Here is a 17,997-nt window from a genome sequence, read left to right as displayed (position 1 = left end):
TAGGCGGCATATGGGTTGGGGGTTGTAGCTTCGGTGAACAGGATTTGCAGGCAGCGATATCTGGCGCTGTAGGAAATGGCGTGGACATCTGGCTGCGCCTCCTGGTTTCCTGTCGGGGCGCTCGCGATGATGCGCAGTGGGTACAGCACCCCTCAATCGCACGGGTAGCTGCTCAGCAAACTGGCGCTACCCAGATAGGCTTGAGGGGTGGCGCGCATGCCCGGCGGCAACGTGCGCCAATCGACCAGCAGGCACAGCGCGTGCAACGGCTGGCCGTTGCGCTGGCCGATGACCTGGTCGGCAAAATGGCGGCGGTACAGTACCTGGGTCTGATTCAGTGGCTGTGCCTGGTCGGCCTGCGCCAGCGTTTGTCGGGCCAGGCCGGGCAAGCGGGCTGTGGGCACGCTGAAATGTACCGGTGCGGCGTCGGTCTGCAGGTAGCCGGCCTGGCGTACGCGTTGCCACAGTTGTTGCCATTGGCTGGCACCGGCATGGGTGGCCAACTCGCGGCCCAGTTCGAGCAGGTGTTCGGTCGGCGTCTGCTGGGTGTCCAGTGCATGAAGGGAGAGCGGGGTCAGTAACAGCGATGCGAACAGCAGGGGTTTGTACATGGTGCCTCCGGCGTGGGTGCTAGGAAGCCCCATGCTTTCAGGCTGACGTCACCCCACCCAGCAGGAAATCCAGCGCCGGGGGCGGTGACCGTTGTATCATTGCCGCGGCTCGTTGCGAGCCATTTGCCCCTGATGTTGCAAGGAACATTCGATGACACACGTGCAGCGCCTCAAATATTCACTTCTGATCATCCTGGTGGTACTGGGCCTGATGCTGGGCCTGTCCCACCTGCAGAAGCAGGGCACGATCAGTGAGCAGACCTTCCAGATGCTGGCCATCGCCATTGCCGTGGTGGTCGTGGTGATCAACGGCATTCTGCGGCGCAAGGTCAAGCCCTGATCTGCGCGGGCCGGCCAGGTATGGCCGGCCATGCGCTCAACGCGAGGGTGTTTGCTCCAGTACGGCGCGCGCCTGGGGGTTAAGCCTGTAGCACTTGTCGCTACCCAGTTGTATGACGCCTTCGGTGCACAGGCGCTTGAGCACTTCACGCACACTGAGGAACGACAGCGGGATATCCAGTTGTTCCAGTTGTGCGTGCACCCCGCGCACGCCAATACTGCGGCCATTGCGGTCGGCGGCGTGCAAGGCGTCGATAACCTTGAGGCGGATCAGGCTGGTGCGCAGGCCGAAGGTGCGCAACAGCTCGCGGATCTGTTCATTGCCGATTCGTTCTTCGGCAAACACGTCCTGTCCCTTGGACGTTTTGCCTGGGACGCGCCCGGCCTGGACCGAGGTTTGCGGGTTGTACATGCGAATGCTCCTTTTCGTGGACGAACCCGAAATGTGGGTGGCTCACTTACTAGGACGAATGAGCACGCAAAAACTGCAACCCATTCGTGAAAAAAATGCCTGTTTCTCATCAAGACGTTCCATCGCCTTGTAATACGTAAAATATTCATCTGGCCATTCGTCTGATCGGGATGACCCCCGAACCCGAGGAGTGCCCGTGTTTTCACTTTGCCGTCCCATGACCTGCGCCGGCCTGGCCGCTGCCCTGGTGGCCTTCAGCGTCGGTGTGCAGGCGCAGCCCGCGCCAGCCGATGCCAGTGCCCAGATCCGTTACACCCGTTACGGCGTACCGCATATCGTGGCCAAGGATGAGCGTGGCCTGGGCTATGGCGTCGGCTATGCCTACGCCCAGGACAACCTATGCCTGCTCGCCAATGAAGTGCTGACCGTGAGCGGTGAGCGCTCACGTTATTTCGGCGCCAAGGGCCAGACCCTGGAGCAGCGTGACAACCTGGCCAGCGACCTGTTCTTCACCTGGCTCAATAGCCCAGCGGCGGTCGATGCCTTCCTGCAGGCGCAACCCGCGCCGGTGCAGGCATTGCTGGCGGGTTACGCCAGCGGCTACAACCGGGCGTTGGTCGAACGCCGTCGTCAAGGGCTGCCCGCCGAGTGTGGCGATGGTGAGTGGGTGCGCCCCATCAGCAGCCAGGATCTGGTCAAACTGACCCGCCGGTTACTGGCCGAAGGCGGTGTCGGGCAGTTCGTCGAGGCGTTGGCAGGGGCGCAACCGCCAACGCTGGCCGGTCAGCAATCGTCAGCGGGCTTTGCCACCGCGCTGGTCCGGCAGGAGCGGTTCGCCGCGGAGCGTGGCAGCAATGCAGTGGCAGTAGGCGCGCAGCGCTCAGCCAATGGCCGCGGCCTGTTGCTGGCCAACCCGCACTTCCCGTGGATGGGCGGCATGCGCTTCTACCAGATGCAACTGACCATTCCCGGTCAGCTCGATGTGATGGGCGCGGCGTTACCAGGCCTGCCGGTGGTCAACATTGGTTTCAACAAGCACCTGGCGTGGACGCACACCGTCGACACCTCCAAGCACTTCACGCTCTACCGCCTGCAACTCGACCCCAAAGACCCGACCCGCTATGTGCTCGATGGCAAGTCGCTGCCGATGGCCCGGCAAACCATCCGTGTCGCGGTCAAAGGCACGGATGGCAGCCTGAGCCAGATTGAGCGGCAGGTCTACAGTTCGCAGTTCGGCCCGGTGGTGCAATGGCCAGGCCGCCTGGACTGGGACGCGCAGGCGGCCTACAGCGTGCGAGACGCCAACCTTGAGAACTCGCGGGTGTTGCAGCAGTGGTACCAGATCAACCGAGCCGACAGCCTGGCGGCATTGAAGGGATCGGTCGAGCAGTTGCAAGGTATCCCTTGGGTCAACACGCTGGCCGTGGATCAGGGAGGTCGGGCCTTGTACCTGAACCAGTCGGTAGTGCCCTATGTTGACCAGCAACTGTTGGATACCTGCAGCAACCCGCGGGCGCAAGGGCGCCTGGTGGTGCTGGATGGCTCGCGTAGCGCCTGCCAGTGGAAGGTTGACGCGCAGGCGGCGCAACCGGGCATCTTCCCGGCGCGGCTGCTGCCAAGCCTGGAGCGCGAAGACTTCGTACAGAACTCCAACGACCCGGCCTGGATGGCCAACCCGGCGCAGCCGCTGACCGGCTACTCGCCACTGGTCAGCCGCAATGACCAACCACTGGGCATGCGTGGCCGCTTTGCCTTGCAACGCCTACAGGGCAAAGCCCGGTTAGGTGTAGATGAATTGCAGCGCATGGTCACCGATGACGAGGTGTACCTGGCCAGCCTGGTGTTGCCAGACCTGCTGCAATGGTGCAAGGGCGCCAGCGCAGATGTGCAGGCCGTGTGCAGCAGCCTGGCCGCCTGGAACGGCAAGGCCGACCTCGACAGTGGTATGGGCCTGGTGCACTTCCAGAACCTGTTCAATGCGCTGGCCGAGCACCCGGAAAGCTGGCGAGTGGCATTCAATCCGGCCGACCCGCAGCATACCCCGCGCGGCCTGGCTGTCGAGCAGGCGGCGGTAAGCAGGCTGGTTCATCAGGCAGCACTGGCGTCGCTCAAGCAGGTCAGTGAAAGCGGCGTTGCCGAGGCGGCACGCTGGGGGCAGGTGCAACAGGCCCTTGATGGCACGCCGGTACCGGGCGGCCCGCAGGCGCTAGGGGTGTACAACGCGATCTACAGCGTGCCGCACGGGCAGGGCAAGCGGCTGGTGGTGAGTGGCACCAGCTACCTGCAACTGGTCAGCTTTACCGACAAGGGGCCAGAAGCCCGTGGCCTGCTTGCGTTTTCCCAGTCGAGTGAGAAGGCTTCGGCGCATGCCAGTGACCAGACCAAGGCATTTGCGGTCAAGCAACTGGCGGTGATTCCGTTTACCGAAGCTCAGATCAAGGCAGACCCGGCGTATCGGGAAGTGGTGATCAGTGAGCGGGACAAGGGGGTGGTAGTCAGCCAGCCCTGAAGCGTCAGCCTGCGCCGGCCCATTCACGGGTAAACCCGCTCTCACAGGAAACGCTCCGCTTGCAGCGTTGATGCGGAGCCTGTGGGAGCGGGTTTACCCGCGAAGAAGGCGACCCGCCGGGTCAGGAAAACTCGAACGGCGCCAGCTGAAAGCCCTGCTCGTCAACCTGCAAGGCCCAACCGCGGCGGTCCCAGTCGCCCAGCACGATACGCCGTGCCGGCTGGCCATCGACCATCAGCTTGTGAATCGCTGGCCGATGGGTATGGCCATGCACCAAGGTGCGTACGCCATGCGCCGCCATCACCTTGGGGACTTCTTCCGGCGTGACGTCGACGATTTCGGTGGACTTCATCCGCACTTGCGTGCGGCTTTCGCTGCGCAGCTTGCGGGCCAGCTTGTAGCGGGCCGACAGCGGCAGGTGGCGCAGGATCCACAAGCTCAGCGGATTGCGCAGCAGGCGGCGCATCTTCATGTAGCCCAGGTCGCGGGTGCACAGGGTGTCGCCGTGCATCAGCAGCACCTGTTCACCGCCCAGCTCGATCACGCTGGGGTCGCTCAACAAGGTGCAGCCAGCGGCATCGCAGAAGGCCTGGCCAATCAGGAAGTCACGGTTGCCATGCATCAGGTAGATGGCCGTGCCACTGTCGCTCAGCCGGCGCATGGCCTGGCAGATCGACTGCTGGAAGGGCGTCATGGCATCGTCGCCAATCCACGCTTCGAAGAAGTCACCAAGGATGTACAGGGCCTTGGCGTGGCGGGCGCGGCCGTCTAGCAGATCAAGAAACGCCCGGGAAATATCCGGGCGTTCTTCTTGCAGGTGCAGATCAGAGATCAGCAGAATCACTCAATGATCTCGGCTTTCTCGATGATCACGTCGTCCTTCGGTACGTCCTGGTGGCCAGCTTTGGAACCGGTGGCCACTTTTTCGATGGCGTCGACCACTTCACGGCCTTCGATCACTTCACCGAATACGGCATAACCCCAGCCTTGCACGTTCTTGCCGCTGTGGTTGAGGAAGTCGTTGTCGGAGGCGTTGATGAAGAACTGCGCCGAGGCGGAGTGCGGCTCCATGGTACGGGCCATGGCAATGCTGTACTTCTTGTTCTTCAGGCCGTTGTCGGCTTCGTTCTGGATGCTGGCGCGGGTTTTCTTCTGGCTCATGCCAGCCTCGAAGCCGCCGCCCTGGATCATGAAGCCTTTGATCACACGGTGGAATACGGTGCCATTGTAGTGGCCGTCCTTGACGTACTGAACGAAGTTTTCGGTAGTCAGCGGCGCTTTCTCGGCGTCCAGTTGCAGGACGATGTCGCCGTGGTTGGTGCTCAGTTTGACTTTGGACATGCTGAAACTCGCTCTTTCAAGGCAATCAGAAATTAGGGTGCGCAGGGCGCGGGTTATCACCAGACGCAGGATCAGGCGATCGCGACACATGGCGCGCACTGGCCATTTTGCCAGGCTGCGGCAAAAAGCCGTGATAAATCACATCAGTTTGTCCGGGCGCGGCTGTCAGCAGCTTGACTGCTTCGGCTATGATAGGCCCTTTGATTCAATCGGCCTACCCAGGCTGGACACACGCATTCAAGGATCCTATGAGCAAGCCCACTGCCGACAACGCGCCCAACGCCGCTGCCAAAGGCGCCCCCGCTGTCCCTGCGAACTTCCTGCGGCCGATCATCCAGGCCGACCTGGACTCGGGCAAGCACAGCAGCATCGTCACCCGTTTCCCGCCAGAGCCCAATGGTTACCTGCACATCGGCCACGCCAAGTCGATCTGCGTCAACTTCGGCCTGGCCAAGGAATTCGGCGGCGTCTGCCACCTGCGTTTCGACGATACCAACCCGGCCAAGGAAGACCAGGAGTACATCGACGCCATCCAGAGCGATGTGAAGTGGCTGGGCTTCGACTGGGCCGGCGACGTGCGCTATGCCTCCGACTATTTCGATCAGTTGCACGACTGGGCGGTCGAGCTGATCAAGCGCGGCAAGGCCTACGTCTGCGACCTCACCCCTGAGCAAGCCAAGGAATACCGCGGCAACCTCAAGGAGCCGGGCAAGAACAGCCCGTTCCGCGAGCGCAGCGTGGAAGAAAACCTCGACCTGTTCGCCCGCATGAAGGCTGGCGAATTCCAGGACGGCGAGCGTGTGCTGCGGGCCAAGATCGACATGGCCTCGCCAAACATGAACCTGCGCGACCCTATCCTGTACCGCATTCGTCATGCCCACCACCACCAGACCGGCGACAAGTGGTGCATCTACCCCAACTACGACTTCACCCACGGCCAGTCGGATGCCATCGAGGGCATTACCCACTCGATCTGCACCCTGGAGTTCGAAGGGCATCGTCCGCTGTACGACTGGTTCCTCGACAACCTGCCGGTGCCGGCACACCCGCGTCAGTACGAGTTCAGCCGCCTGAACCTGAACTACACCATTACCTCCAAGCGCAAGCTCAAGCAGCTTGTGGACGAGAAGCACGTCGACGCCTGGGACGACCCACGCATGTCGACCCTGTCCGGCTTCCGTCGCCGTGGCTACACGCCGGCTTCGATCCGCAACTTCTGCGAAATGATCGGCACCAACCGTTCCGACGGTGTGGTCGACATGTCGATGCTCGAGTTCAGCATCCGTGACGACCTGGACCGCACCGCGCCACGCGCGATGTGCGTGCTGCGCCCGCTGAAGGTGGTCATCACCAACTACCCGGAAGGCCAGGTCGAGCAGCTTGAGCTGCCACGTCACCCGAAGGAAGACATGGGCGTGCGTGTGCTGCCGTTCTCCCGCGAGCTGTACATCGACCGCGACGACTTCATGGAAGAACCGCCGAAGGGCTACAAACGCCTGGAACCGGCCGGTGAAGTGCGCCTGCGCGGCAGCTACGTGATTCGTGCTGACGAAGCGATCAAGGACGCCGACGGCAACATCGTCGAACTGCGTTGCTCGTACGACCCCGACACCCTGGGCAAGAACCCTGAAGGCCGCAAGGTCAAGGGCGTGATCCACTGGGTGCCGGCCGAAGGCAGCGTCGAGTGCGAAGTGCGCCTGTACGACCGCCTGTTCCGCTCGCCGAACCCGGAAAAGACCGAGGAGGGCGGCAGCTTCCTGGACAACATCAACCCTGCTTCGCTGCAAGTGCTCAGCGGTTGCCGTGCCGAGCCGTCGCTGGCCCAGGCGCAGCCCGAGGACCGCTTCCAGTTCGAGCGCGAAGGCTACTTCTGCGCCGACCTGAAAGACAGCCAGCCGGGCCGCCCGGTGTTCAACCGCACTGTCACCCTGCGTGACTCCTGGGGCAGCTGAGGAACCGCCGTGCTTACCATCTACAACACCCTGAGCAAAGCGAAGGAAACCTTCAAGCCGCTGGATGGCAACAAGGTGCGCATGTACGTGTGCGGCATGACCGTGTACGACTACTGCCACCTGGGCCATGGCCGCAGCATGGTGGCCTTCGACCTGGTCACCCGCTGGCTGCGCAAGAGTGGCTATGAGCTGACCTACGTGCGCAACATTACCGACATCGATGACAAGATCATCAACCGGGCCAACGAGAACGGCGAAAGTTTCGACGCCCTGACTGCCCGCATGATCGACGCGATGCACGAAGACGAGCGCCGCCTGAACATTCTGCCGCCGGACCAGGAGCCGCGTGCCACCGACCATATCGCTGGCATGCACGCGATGATCCAGACCCTGATCGACAAAGGGTACGCCTACGCGCCAGGCAATGGTGACGTGTACTACCGGGTCGGCAAGTTCGTCGGCTACGGCAAGCTGTCGCGCAAGAAGATCGAAGACCTGCGTATCGGTGCACGCATCGAGGTCGACGAAGCCAAGCAGGACCCGCTCGACTTCGTCCTGTGGAAGGGCGTCAAGCCGGGCGAGCCAAGCTGGGAATCGCCATGGGGCCCGGGTCGCCCGGGCTGGCACATCGAGTGCTCGGTCATGTCCACCTGCTGCCTGGGCGAGAGCTTCGACATTCACGGTGGCGGCAGCGACCTGGAGTTCCCGCACCACGAGAACGAGATTGCCCAGAGCGAGGCGGCCACTGGCAAGCAGTACGCCAACGCCTGGATGCATTGCGGCATGATCCGTATCAACGGCGAGAAGATGTCCAAGTCGTTGAACAACTTCTTCACTATCCGCGACGTGCTCGAGAAGTACCACCCGGAGGTGGTGCGCTACCTGCTGGTGGCCAGCCACTACCGCAGCGCGATCAACTACTCGGAAGACAGCCTGCGTGACGCCAAGGGCGCGCTGGAGCGCTTCTACCACGCCCTGCGCGGCCTGCCACGGGTGGCGGCCAAGGGTGGCGAAGCGTTTGTCGAGCGCTTCAGCGTGGCGATGAACGACGACTTCGGCACCCCCGAAGCCTGTGCCGTCCTGTTCGACCTGGTGCGCGAGATCAACCGCCTGCGCGACAGCGACGTGGAGGCTGCTGCTGGCCTGGCCGGTCGACTGCGCGAGCTGGGTGATGTGCTGGGTGTGCTGCAACTGGAGGCCGATGACTTCCTGCGTGCTGGTGCCGAAGGCAAGGTCGATGCGGCTGAAGTCGAGGGCTTGATCCAGGCGCGCCTGAAGGCGCGTGCGGACAAGAACTGGGCCGAGTCCGACCGCATTCGCGATCAGCTGACCGCCATGGGTGTAGTGCTGGAAGACAGCAAGGGCACGACTACCTGGCGCCTGGCTGACTAAAGCAACTGGGGCTGCGTTGCAGCCCTTCGCGGGCATGCCCGCTCCCACAGGTTGGCGCGACATTTCAAGTGTGCGCTATCTCTGTGGGAGCGGGCATGCCCGCGAAGGGCCGCAAAGCGGCCCCAGCTTTTATTTGCCTAGGCCCGCAAGCGGGCAGTGCAATACCAGCCTGGCCCCACCCAATTCGCTTTCGCCGATCTCCAGCCCGAAGCCGCATGGCGGTGGCCTCCCACAGGGATAGCGCACACTTGAAATGTCGCGCCAATCCTGTGGGAGCGGGCATGCCCGCGAAGGGCCGCAAAGCAGCCCCAGCTTTTATTTGCCTAAACCCGCAAGCGGGCAGTGCAATACCAGCCTGGCCCCACCCAGTTCGCTTTCGCCGATCTCCAGCCCGAACCCATGCAGGTCGACGATCGCTGCCACGATCGACAACCCCAGCCCGAAGCCGGCATGGCGGTGGCCCTCATCGCTGCGATAGAACCGTTTCAGTACAGCCGTGCGCTCGGCTTCGGGAATACCAGGCCCGCTATCCTCGATCGCCATGTGCACGCCGCTGTCATCCTGCGTGGCGGTGATGCGCACCCGACCACCCTCGGGCGTGAACTTGATCGCGTTGCCCACCAGATTCGCCAAGGCCTCGAACAGCAGTTCGCGGTCGCCGTGCAACGCCGGTAGCTGCGCAGGTTGGTGCAATTGCAGTTGAATGCCGCCATCCTCGGCCAATGGCAGGTAAAAATCATGCAGTTCTACCAGCAGCTCATGCGGGTCAAGCTGGATGAAGCCGGCGCGGCGCTGGCGGTCTTCCAGCTCGCTGATGCGCAACAACCCGCGAAAGCGCGCCATCAAGGTGTCGGTTTCGCCAATGGCCTGGTCCAGCGCTTCGGCTTGCGCAGAATCCACGTCGCTTTGCTGGCGAATACGGTACAGCTGGGCGCGCAGGCGGGTCAGCGGTGTGCGCAGGTCATGGGCAATGTTGTCGCACACACCCTTGACCTCATGCATCAGCCGTTCGATACGGTCGAGCATGGCATTGACGATCGCCGCAAGCATGTCCAGCTCGTCGCGGCGGGCCGACAGTGGCAGGCGGTGGGTCAGGTCGCCGGCGACGATCAGTTCGGCCTGGGCCTGGATCGCCCGTATACGCTTGAGCGGCCTGCGCCGTAGCAGGTACCAACCGGCAAAACCCGGGATCAGGGTCAGCGAGATGCCCCAGAGCAGGGCGTGCAGGATGATTCGGGTAACCACGAACAGCGAGCCATTGTCACGCACCAGCACCAGCCACCGGCCATCCTGTACCTTGATTGCCACCGCGTCGCAGCTGTCGCGGGGCATGCGTGGGTCGTCGGCATCCAGGCAGCGTTCCAGCTCATGGATCTTGCCATCCAGTCTGAGCTCTGGGGGCAGGGCTCGCACGGTGCCGCCAATCGGGTTGAGCTGGCTATCGAACAGGCCGTAGGCGTCAAAGCTGCGCTCCTCGAAGGCCTGGCTGGCAATCAGGGCGTCGTCCAGTTGCTTGCCGCTCATGTGGGCGAACAGGTGCTGGCGCTGCAGCATGGAATGACGGGTGAGTTTGTTCAGGTAGCTGGAGACCTCGAAGTACAGCACCCCCATGAGGATGCTGCTCCAGGCCACGAACAGAAAGCTGTACAGCGCCAGCAGGCGGCTGGTAGAAGAACTCCAGCCTTTAGACGGGTTCAGCAATGGCATAGCCGGAGCCCCGTACCGTACGGATCAGCGGCGACTGGCCGGGTGAGTCGATCTTCTTGCGCAGGCGGCCGATGTGCACGTCGATCAGGTTGGTGCCCGGGTCGAAGTGATAGCCCCAGACTTCCTCGAAAATCATCATCCGCGTGATCACCTGGCCGCTGTGGCGCATCAGGTACTCCAGCAGCTTGTACTCGGTGGGCAACAGGTTGAGGGTGTTGTCACCGCGGCGCGCTTCGTGGCTGATCAGGTCCAGCTGCAGATCGGCAACCTGCAAGCGGGTCTGGGTCGTGGGTACGCTGTTACGGCGCAGCAATACCTCGACTCGCGCGGCCATTTCGTCGGAGGCGAACGGCTTGGTCAGGTAGTCGTCTCCGCCGGCACGCAGGCCGCGCACCCGCTCATCGACGTCGGAGAGGGCGCTGATCATCAGGATCGGCGTAGCGATCTTGAGGTTGCGCAGGGTGGTGACGATGGTCAGGCCGTCGACCTCGGGCAGCATGCGGTCCAGGGTGATCAGGTCGTAGCCGCCCGCAATGGCTTTGGCCAGGCCTTCACGGCCATTGTCGGCCCAATCCACTTCCAGACCGTGGCTGGTCAGTTCGGCGACGATTTCCTGGCCGGTGACGGCGTCGTCTTCGATGGTCAGTACGCGAGGCATGCTGGTTCCTGGGCATCTAATGGAGATCTGATTGTGCCAAAGAATAGACAACCGGCGATTTAAGAAAAATTCATCTAGCGGGCACCGATGCCTTCGGCGTGCATGATCTGCGCAATGATCGGTACCGGTGTCATCAGGTGCGAGCGCATCATGGCGCTGGCGGTTTTGGCATCCCGGGCGAGGATCACCTCGACCAGTGCCGCATGCTCCTGGCGCTTGAGCGCCAGCGCCTCTTCGGAAAACACCGTCTGCGTCAGCCACAGGTGGCGGTAGCGCTCGGCCTGGTCGAACAGGTAGGTGCGTGCCTGCAGCAGGTGCTTGGAGCCGCAGCCCGAGGCAATGGCAGTATGAAACGCCTTGTGCCGCTCGTCCCACACATCCAGCCGCTGCTCGCGGGTTTTTACTTCCACCACCTTGGCCAAGGTATGCGAGTGGGCCAGCACCGATGCCTCCCAGGCGTCATCGCCGCGCTCGATGGCCAAGGCAATGATCATCGCTTCCAGGTTGGCGCGGGCGTCGTAGATGTCGTTCATCTCATCCAGCGACATGGGCGCTACCCGGTAGCCTTTCTGGCTGATCGCGTTGACCAGATGCTCGGCCACCAGTTGCGACAGTGCTTCGCGCAGCGGGCCCACACCCAGGTCGTAGCGTTCCTTGAGGGTGCTCATCAACAGCTTTTCACCGGGCTTGAACACCCCGCGGATGATGTCCTTCTTGAGCCTCTCATACCCGCTGAATGCTGAGTTTTGTCGGGGGGCGAGCGCTTCCAAGATCCTGTTCCTCAAAACGTTTTGCCGATCATACCGAAACCCTCTGCCGACGAAAAACAATGGACAAACACGATAATTGTCGCTGAAACATAAAAATGTAGACATTTTAAGTTAGTGGCGATATTTTTACCTCGCCCGCACTGATCCAGGTCATGACCGGACGGCGCCACCTACTTTTTAGCCAGGACACTGCCATGAACGCCTTTACGCAGATCGACGAACTTGTCATGCCACTGCCTCTCGAACCGCAGGGCTACACCATCGCCCCCTCGAAACAGTCGCCGCGCCTGCTGGAACTGACCTTTGCCCGGGAAACCGTCGAAGCGTTCGTGCAGGCCGTTGCCCAATGGCCGGTGCAGGCATTGGAGTACAAGTCGTTCCTGCGTTTTCGTGTAGGCGAAATCCTTGACGAGCTGTGCCAGGGCACGCTGCGTCCGGTGCTGCTCAACACCATCCTCGACCGTGCCACAGGCGGTATGCTGATCACCCCGATCGGCCTGGATGACGTGAGCCAGGCCGAGGACATGGTCAAGTTCACCACCGCCTGCGCTCACCTGATCGGCCGTTCCAACTATGACGCCATGAGTGGCCAGTTCTATGCGCGCTTCGTGGTGGTCAACAGCGACAACTCCGACAGCTACCTGCGCCAGCCCCACCGGGTCATGGAGCTGCACAACGACGGCACGTTCGTGAACCAGATCACCGACTACGTGCTGATGCTGAAGATCGACGAAAAGAACATGGAAGGCGGCAACTCGCTGCTGCTGCACCTGGACGACTGGGAGCAGTGCGAGGCGTTCTTCCGTCACCCTCTGGCCCGCCGCGAAATGCGCTGGACCGCACCGCCGAGCAAAAAGGTTGCCGAAGATGTGTTCCATTCGGTATTCGACACTGATGCCGAAGGCCGGCCGACCATGCGCTACATTGACCAGTTCGTGCAGCCGGAAAACTACGAGGAAGGTATCTGGCTGAACGCCTTGTCCGAGTCGCTGGAAGGCAGCGGCAAGAAGGTCTCGGTACCGGTAGGCGTAGGCAGTTTCCTGCTGATCAACAACCTGTTCTGGCTGCATGGCCGCGATCGCTTCACCCCGCACGAGGGCCTGCGCCGCGAACTGATGCGCCAGCGTGGTTACGTCGCCTTCCCCAAGCCGCTGTACCAGCGCGGGCAATAATGACAGGGCGCGGGGCGGGCGCCCGCCCACGCGTTTTTGCACAAAACTATGCCACCAGGCCCCGTGCGGGCTTTGGTGAGCCTGCCAGGCAATGCCTGCGTGTGAGGTAAGGCTGTGTACGATTTCATCATTATTGGCGGCGGGATTGTGGGCATGTCCACGGCCATGCACCTGATCAAGGTCTACCCGGACGCGAAGATGCTCCTGCTGGAGAAAGAGTCTGGCCCGGCCCGCCATCAGACCGGCCATAACAGCGGCGTGATCCACGCCGGCGTGTATTACACCCCCGGCAGCCTCAAGGCGCGCTTCTGCCTGGAAGGCAACAAGGCGACCAAAGCCTTCTGCACCCAGCACGGCATTCGCTTCGATGAGTGCGGCAAGCTGCTGGTAGCCACCAACGATCTGGAAATGCAGCGCATGAAGGCGCTGTGGGAGCGTACGGCGGCCAATGGCCTGGAACGCTACTGGCTGTCGGCTGACGAGTTGCGCGAGCGTGAGCCCAACATCGTCGGTATGGGGGGCATCTTCGTGCCGTCCAGCGGCATCGTCAATTACGCCCAGGTGACTGCTGCGATGGCCGCAGAGTTCCAGCGTGCCGGTGGCGAAATCCGCTATGGCGCCGAAGTGGTCGGCCTGCAGGAACAGGCAAATGAAGTGATCGTGCGCACCCAGCGTGATGAATTGCGCAGCCGTTTCCTGGTGACCTGCTCGGGGCTGATGGCTGACCGCGTGGTGGGCATGCTCGGGCTGCGTACCGAGTTCGTGATCTGCCCGTTCCGTGGCGAATACTACTTGCTGCCCAAGCAGCACAATCAGATCGTCAACCACCTGATCTACCCGATTCCCGACCCGTCGATGCCCTTCCTGGGGGTGCACCTGACCCGCATGATCGATGGCACCGTCACCGTAGGCCCCAACGCTGTGCTGGCGATGAAGCGCGAGGGCTACCGCAAGACCGATGTCAGCCCCAGCGACCTGTTCCAGACCCTGACCACGCCCGGCATCCTCAAGGTGCTGGCGAAGAACTTCCGCCCGGGCCTGATCGAGATGAAGAACTCGCTGTTCAAGGGTGGGTACCTCAAGCAGGTGCAGAAGTACTGCCCGAGCATAACCAAAGCCGACCTCACGCCTTACCCGGCCGGCGTGCGTGCCCAGGCGGTGTCGCGCGACGGCAAGCTGATCGACGATTTCCTGTTCGTCAACACCGCGCGCAGTGTCAACGTGTGCAACGCACCGTCGCCAGCCGCGACCTCGGCCATACCGATCGGCGCCTACATCGTCGAGAAAGTGTGCGAGCAGGTTGGCCTGCAGGGCGGCAGCTTCCCCAAGGCCGACCGGTCGGCCAACCATAGGGCCGCCAGCTGACCCCCCGGTAACACCTTCTGCGGTTTCGTTTTACTCAACCCGTACTGCCCTGCTCACCATTCAGGGCAGGGCGGGCTTTTTTCGCGCCTGCGTCGGTGACGTGCAGCCGGCGGCCCCTGCGTGGGCATGACAAAAACAACAAGGTAGCGCCATGCAAACCCACAAGAACAATTTGAGTCATGGATTGAAATCCCGGCATGTCACCATGCTGTCCATTGCCGGCGTGATCGGCGCCGGGCTGTTTGTCGGCTCTGGCCGCGCCATCGCCGAAGCGGGGCCTGCCACCATCCTGGCCTATATCCTGGCGGGCGGCCTGGTGGTGCTGGTCATGCGAATGCTGGCTGAAATGGCTGTTGCCTCCCCGGACACCGGCTCGTTTTCAACCTACGCTGACCTCGCCATCGGCAAATGGGCCGGTTACACCATCGGTTGGCTGTACTGGTGGTTCTGGGTGCTGATCATTCCGATCGAGGCCAATATCGCCGCTACCATCATCAACTCCTGGGTCCCGCAGCTGGAGATCTGGGTGTTGTCGTTGGTGATCACGTTGCTGCTGACGGCCACCAACCTGTTCAGCGTGAAGAATTACGGTGAGTTCGAGTTCTGGTTGGCACTGGTCAAGGTGGTGGCCATCGTCAGCTTCATCGCCCTGGGTGTTTGCGCCATTTTCGGCCTGTTGCCGGGGTCCGGCGTCAGCGGCGTCTCGCGTTTGTGGGATACGGGGGGCTTCATGCCCAACGGCTTTGGTGCGGTGCTGAGCGCGATGCTGATCACCATGTTCTCGTTCCTCGGGGCCGAGGTGGTGACCATTGCTGCGGCTGAATCCGACGAGGCGGGCAAGCATATTTCCAAGGCCACCAATTCGGTGATCTGGCGGATAACGCTGTTCTACATCCTGTCGATCTTCATCGTCATCGCACTGGTACCGTGGACCGACCCACGCCTGGCGACCGAAGGCTCTTATGTCACGGTGCTGGACACCCTCGGCGTGCCAAATGCCAAGGCCATCATCGACTTCGTGGTGCTGACGTCGGTGACCAGCTGCCTCAACTCGTCGCTGTACACCGCCTCGCGCATGGTCTATTCGCTTAGCCGCCGTGGTGATGCCCCGGCCTGTGCCCAGATAACCAGCCGCAGTGGTACACCCGTGGTGGCAGTCTTGTTGTCGACGGGGGCTGCATTCCTGGCGGTGATCGCCAACTACCTGGTGCCGGCCCAGGTATTTGGCTTCCTCATGGCAAGCTCCGGTGCCATTGCCTTGCTGGTGTATCTGGTCATCGCCATTTCCCAGCTGCGCCTGCGCCAGCGCCTGACGGCACAGGGCAAGACACTGGGTTATCGCATGTGGCTGTTCCCGTGGCTGACCTGGGGGGTGATCCTGTTCATCAGCGGTGTACTGGTATTGATGCTGTTCCGCCCGGATCATCGCCTGGAAGTGGTCTCGACGATGGTGCTGGCGGTGTTGGTGGTGTGCTCGGGGGTGCTGGTGACCCGGCGCCGGGCGCGTGGCGGGGCCGTGGCTGGCGTGGGGCAGGGCGCCTGATTCGTCCGGCCTGAAGACAGACGAGCAAGACGCATCAGGCTGTGAGAGGATGTCCGCCAACAAAGCCAGGACCCTGAACGCAGCCTGATGAAGACACCTAAAAGAATCGAACCGTTGATCGAAGACGGCCTTGTCGACGAAGTACTACGGCCGTTGATGAGTGGCAAGGAAGCCGCTGTGTACGTGGTGCGCTGTGGCAGCGAGGTACGCTGCGCCAAGGTCTATAAAGAAGCCAACAAGCGCAGTTTCCGCCAGGCCGCCGAATACCAGGAGGGCCGCAAGGTACGCAACAGCCGTCAGGCCCGGGCCATGGCCAAGGGCAGCAAGTACGGCCGCAAAGAAGCCGAAGATGCATGGCAGAACGCCGAAGTGGCAGCGCTGTTCCGTTTGGCCGCCGCCGGGGTGAGGGTGCCCAAGCCTTACGACTTCCAGGACGGCGTGCTCCTGATGGAGCTGGTCACCGATGCCGATGGCGATGCGGCCCCACGGCTGAACGACGTACACCTCGAAGCGGAGGATGCCCGCGCGTTCCACGCCTTCGTCATTCGCCAGGTCGTGCTGATGCTGTGTGCCGGAATGGTGCATGGCGACCTGTCCGAGTTCAACGTGCTGCTCGGCCCGGACGGGCCGGTGATCATCGACCTGCCGCAGGCAGTGGATGCAGCCGCCAACAACCACGCCTTCAGCATGCTGCAGCGCGATGTGGACAACATGGCCCATTATTTCGGGCGCTTTGCCCCGGAGCTGAAAAGCACCCGCTATGCGCAGGAGATGTGGGCGTTGTACGAGGCCGGCGAGTTGCTGCCCGACAGCCCGTTGACCGGGGTGTTCGAGGATGACGAACATGAAGCTGACGTAACCGGGGTGATGCGCGAGATCGACGCCGCCCGGATGGACGACGCTCGCCGCCGTGCAGCACGCGCCGAGGCCGAGCATGGGGCGGCCAAGGCAGAGGAGGTAACGCCGCCCTGGCTGCAGTAGTTTATTCCTGTACCGCCTCTTCGCGGGTTTACCCGCGAAGAGGCCAACACAGGCAAACCCCGGCCGTTGCCATTGACGCAAGACACAATCTCGTCATTTAGCCTTTTCACTGGCGCGCGACAGGCATAAGGTATACGCCGTTCAAATTCCCTGGAGCTGTCATGTCCAACCAATTCCCGTCCGTTCGTCCCCGCCGCCTGCGGCAGAACGAGTCCCTGCGCACGATCTTCCAGGAAACCGAGTTCCGCCTTGAAGACCTGATCCTGCCGATCTTCGTCGAAGAGGGCATCGATGATTTCGTGCCGATCACCAGCATGCCTGGTGTCAACCGTATCCCCGAGAAGCTGTTGGCCCAGGAAATCGAGCGCTATGCCCGCGCCGGTATCAAGTCGGTGATGACCTTTGGCGTATCGCACCACCTGGATGCCGATGGCAGCGACACCTGGAACGAAAACGGCCTGGTTGCGCGCATGTCGCGTATCTGCAAGGACACCGTGCCGGAAATGGTGGTGATGTCCGACACCTGCTTCTGCGAATACACCAGCCACGGCCACTGCGGCGTGCTGCATGACCATGGCGTGGACAACGACGCCACCCTGGCCAACCTGGGCAGGCAGGCAGTCATCGCCGCTGCTGCCGGTGCCGACTTCATTGCCCCCTCGGCGGCGATGGACGGCCAGGTGCAGGCTATCCGCAGTGCCCTGGACGGTGCTGGCTTCCACGACACCGCGATCATGGCCTACTCGACCAAGTTCGCCTCGTCGTTGTATGGCCCCTTCCGTGAGGCCGGCGGCACCGCACTGAAGGGCGACCGCAAAAGCTACCAGATGAACCCGATGAACCGCCGCGAAGCGGTGCGCGAGTCGCTGCTCGACGAGCAGGAAGGGGCGGACGTGCTGATGGTCAAGCCGGCCGGTGCCTATCTTGATGTGATCGCCGACATCCGCGCCGCTTCGCGCCTGCCACTGGCGGCGTACCAGGTGAGTGGCGAGTATGCGATGATCAAGTTCGGTGGGCTGGCCGGTGCCATCGACGAAGGCCGGGTGGTGCGCGAAAGCATTGGCGCAATCAAGCGTGCCGGTGCCGACCTGATCCTGACCTACTTCGCCATGGACCTGGCGCGCGAAGGTATCTGAAGCCAGGCCTTGGTCATGAAAGCCGCTGCCATTGCAGCGGCTTTTCTTTGGGCGCCGTTGAATAGTGCCGCAAACGCACAAAAAAACAGTAAGCGCTGAATTATTTAGT

The 17,997-nt window shown here is 62.3% G+C and carries 16 protein-coding genes; 9 read left to right on the top strand and 7 right to left on the bottom strand.

Annotated elements, in window-relative coordinates; all coding sequences use genetic code 11:
* Positions 1-152: 152 nt before the first annotated feature.
* The gene (locus tag AC3RCM_RS14970) at positions 153-611 is read right to left on the bottom strand and encodes a hypothetical protein (RefSeq protein WP_104887519.1); all 459 of its coding nucleotides are present in this window, start codon (positions 609-611) and stop codon (positions 153-155) included.
* Positions 612-762: 151 nt separating this feature from the next.
* On the opposite strand from AC3RCM_RS14970, the gene AC3RCM_RS14965 reads away from it, so the two are divergent.
* Positions 763-951: a hypothetical protein gene (locus AC3RCM_RS14965; RefSeq protein ID WP_003248064.1), complete on the top strand. Its 189-nt coding sequence runs from the start codon at positions 763-765 to the stop codon at positions 949-951.
* A gap of 36 nt (positions 952-987) precedes the next feature.
* On the opposite strand, the gene AC3RCM_RS14960 is transcribed toward AC3RCM_RS14965, so the two are convergent.
* Positions 988-1,362, bottom strand: coding sequence for a hypothetical protein (locus AC3RCM_RS14960; RefSeq protein ID WP_010953802.1), 375 nt, complete (start codon positions 1,360-1,362; stop codon positions 988-990).
* 196 nt (positions 1,363-1,558) lie between these two features.
* On the opposite strand from AC3RCM_RS14960, the gene pvdQ reads away from it, so the two are divergent.
* Positions 1,559-3,871 carry a bifunctional acylase PvdQ gene (gene pvdQ, locus AC3RCM_RS14955; RefSeq protein ID WP_492628988.1) on the top strand — a complete coding sequence of 771 codons (2,313 nt, stop codon included), beginning with the start codon at positions 1,559-1,561 and terminating at the stop codon, positions 3,869-3,871.
* 121 nt (positions 3,872-3,992) lie between these two features.
* Here the strand turns inward: pvdQ and AC3RCM_RS14950 are convergent, their stop codons facing one another.
* A complete protein-coding gene (locus AC3RCM_RS14950) occupies positions 3,993-4,715 on the bottom strand; it encodes a UDP-2,3-diacylglucosamine diphosphatase (protein ID WP_104887521.1) in 723 nt (240 codons plus the stop codon).
* Positions 4,712-5,212, bottom strand: a complete 501-nt coding sequence (locus tag AC3RCM_RS14945) for a peptidylprolyl isomerase (protein ID WP_010953805.1) — start codon at positions 5,210-5,212, stop codon at positions 4,712-4,714. The genes AC3RCM_RS14950 and AC3RCM_RS14945 overlap by 4 nt, the downstream gene beginning before the upstream one ends.
* A gap of 248 nt (positions 5,213-5,460) precedes the next feature.
* Here AC3RCM_RS14945 and AC3RCM_RS14940 point away from each other — a divergent pair, with 248 nt between their 5' ends.
* Both AC3RCM_RS14940 and cysS read left to right on the top strand, forming a co-directional pair.
* Positions 5,461-7,164 (top strand): glutamine--tRNA ligase/YqeY domain fusion protein, encoded by a 1,704-nt coding sequence (locus AC3RCM_RS14940; RefSeq protein WP_003248073.1) that lies wholly within the window; start codon positions 5,461-5,463, stop codon positions 7,162-7,164.
* A 9-nt stretch (positions 7,165-7,173) separates the two neighbouring features.
* The gene (gene cysS / locus AC3RCM_RS14935) at positions 7,174-8,556 is read left to right on the top strand and encodes a cysteine--tRNA ligase (protein ID WP_104887522.1); all 1,383 of its coding nucleotides are present in this window, start codon (positions 7,174-7,176) and stop codon (positions 8,554-8,556) included.
* A gap of 315 nt (positions 8,557-8,871) precedes the next feature.
* On the opposite strand, the gene AC3RCM_RS14930 is transcribed toward cysS, so the two are convergent.
* From AC3RCM_RS14930 to csiR, 3 genes are all read right to left on the bottom strand, one after another.
* On the bottom strand, positions 8,872-10,263 hold the full coding sequence (locus AC3RCM_RS14930; RefSeq protein WP_104887523.1) for a sensor histidine kinase: 1,392 nt from the start codon (positions 10,261-10,263) through the stop codon (positions 8,872-8,874).
* On the bottom strand, positions 10,241-10,921 hold the full coding sequence (locus AC3RCM_RS14925; protein ID WP_010953809.1) for a response regulator transcription factor: 681 nt from the start codon (positions 10,919-10,921) through the stop codon (positions 10,241-10,243). Before AC3RCM_RS14925 ends, AC3RCM_RS14930 begins: the two co-directional genes overlap by 23 nt.
* 74 nt (positions 10,922-10,995) lie before the next feature.
* Positions 10,996-11,691 (bottom strand): DNA-binding transcriptional regulator CsiR, encoded by a 696-nt coding sequence (gene csiR / locus AC3RCM_RS14920; RefSeq protein ID WP_010953810.1) that lies wholly within the window; start codon positions 11,689-11,691, stop codon positions 10,996-10,998.
* 194 nt (positions 11,692-11,885) lie between these two features.
* On the opposite strand from csiR, the gene glaH reads away from it, so the two are divergent.
* From glaH to hemB, 5 genes are all read left to right on the top strand, one after another.
* A complete protein-coding gene (gene glaH, locus AC3RCM_RS14915) occupies positions 11,886-12,863 on the top strand; it encodes a glutarate dioxygenase GlaH (protein ID WP_010953811.1) in 978 nt (325 codons plus the stop codon).
* A gap of 114 nt (positions 12,864-12,977) precedes the next feature.
* Positions 12,978-14,228: an L-2-hydroxyglutarate oxidase gene (gene lhgO, locus AC3RCM_RS14910; protein WP_064490701.1), complete on the top strand. Its 1,251-nt coding sequence runs from the start codon at positions 12,978-12,980 to the stop codon at positions 14,226-14,228.
* A 151-nt stretch (positions 14,229-14,379) separates the two neighbouring features.
* On the top strand, positions 14,380-15,771 hold the full coding sequence (gabP, locus tag AC3RCM_RS14905) for a GABA permease (RefSeq protein WP_064490700.1): 1,392 nt from the start codon (positions 14,380-14,382) through the stop codon (positions 15,769-15,771).
* Between the two features lie 87 nt (positions 15,772-15,858).
* Positions 15,859-16,752 (top strand): PA4780 family RIO1-like protein kinase, encoded by an 894-nt coding sequence (locus AC3RCM_RS14900; RefSeq protein ID WP_064490699.1) that lies wholly within the window; start codon positions 15,859-15,861, stop codon positions 16,750-16,752.
* A 161-nt stretch (positions 16,753-16,913) separates the two neighbouring features.
* The gene (hemB, locus tag AC3RCM_RS14895) at positions 16,914-17,888 is read left to right on the top strand and encodes a porphobilinogen synthase (protein ID WP_020192985.1); all 975 of its coding nucleotides are present in this window, start codon (positions 16,914-16,916) and stop codon (positions 17,886-17,888) included.
* The last annotated feature ends 109 nt before the right edge of the window (positions 17,889-17,997 follow it).

Source organism: Pseudomonas sp. GW823-FHT05G12 (genome assembly GCF_058795575.1).
Note: the sequence above shows the minus strand (reverse complement) of the source record. Positions and strands in the feature narration are given on the sequence as shown.

Excerpts from the sequence above, each read along its gene's own strand:
- AC3RCM_RS14970 (WP_104887519.1), bottom strand. The coding sequence starts at position 611 with ATGTACAAACCCCTGCTGTTCGCATCGCTGTTACTGACCCCGCTCTCC.
- AC3RCM_RS14965 (WP_003248064.1), top strand. The coding sequence starts at position 763 with ATGACACACGTGCAGCGCCTCAAATATTCACTTCTGATCATCCTGGTG.
- AC3RCM_RS14960 (WP_010953802.1), bottom strand. The coding sequence starts at position 1,362 with ATGTACAACCCGCAAACCTCGGTCCAGGCCGGGCGCGTCCCAGGCAAA.
- AC3RCM_RS14945 (WP_010953805.1), bottom strand. The coding sequence starts at position 5,212 with ATGTCCAAAGTCAAACTGAGCACCAACCACGGCGACATCGTCCTGCAA.
- AC3RCM_RS14940 (WP_003248073.1), top strand. The coding sequence starts at position 5,461 with ATGAGCAAGCCCACTGCCGACAACGCGCCCAACGCCGCTGCCAAAGGC.
- AC3RCM_RS14930 (WP_104887523.1), bottom strand. The coding sequence starts at position 10,263 with ATGCCATTGCTGAACCCGTCTAAAGGCTGGAGTTCTTCTACCAGCCGC.
- AC3RCM_RS14925 (WP_010953809.1), bottom strand. The coding sequence starts at position 10,921 with ATGCCTCGCGTACTGACCATCGAAGACGACGCCGTCACCGGCCAGGAA.
- glaH (WP_010953811.1), top strand. The coding sequence starts at position 11,886 with ATGAACGCCTTTACGCAGATCGACGAACTTGTCATGCCACTGCCTCTC.
- gabP (WP_064490700.1), top strand. The coding sequence starts at position 14,380 with ATGCAAACCCACAAGAACAATTTGAGTCATGGATTGAAATCCCGGCAT.
- AC3RCM_RS14900 (WP_064490699.1), top strand. The coding sequence starts at position 15,859 with ATGAAGACACCTAAAAGAATCGAACCGTTGATCGAAGACGGCCTTGTC.
- hemB (WP_020192985.1), top strand. The coding sequence starts at position 16,914 with ATGTCCAACCAATTCCCGTCCGTTCGTCCCCGCCGCCTGCGGCAGAAC.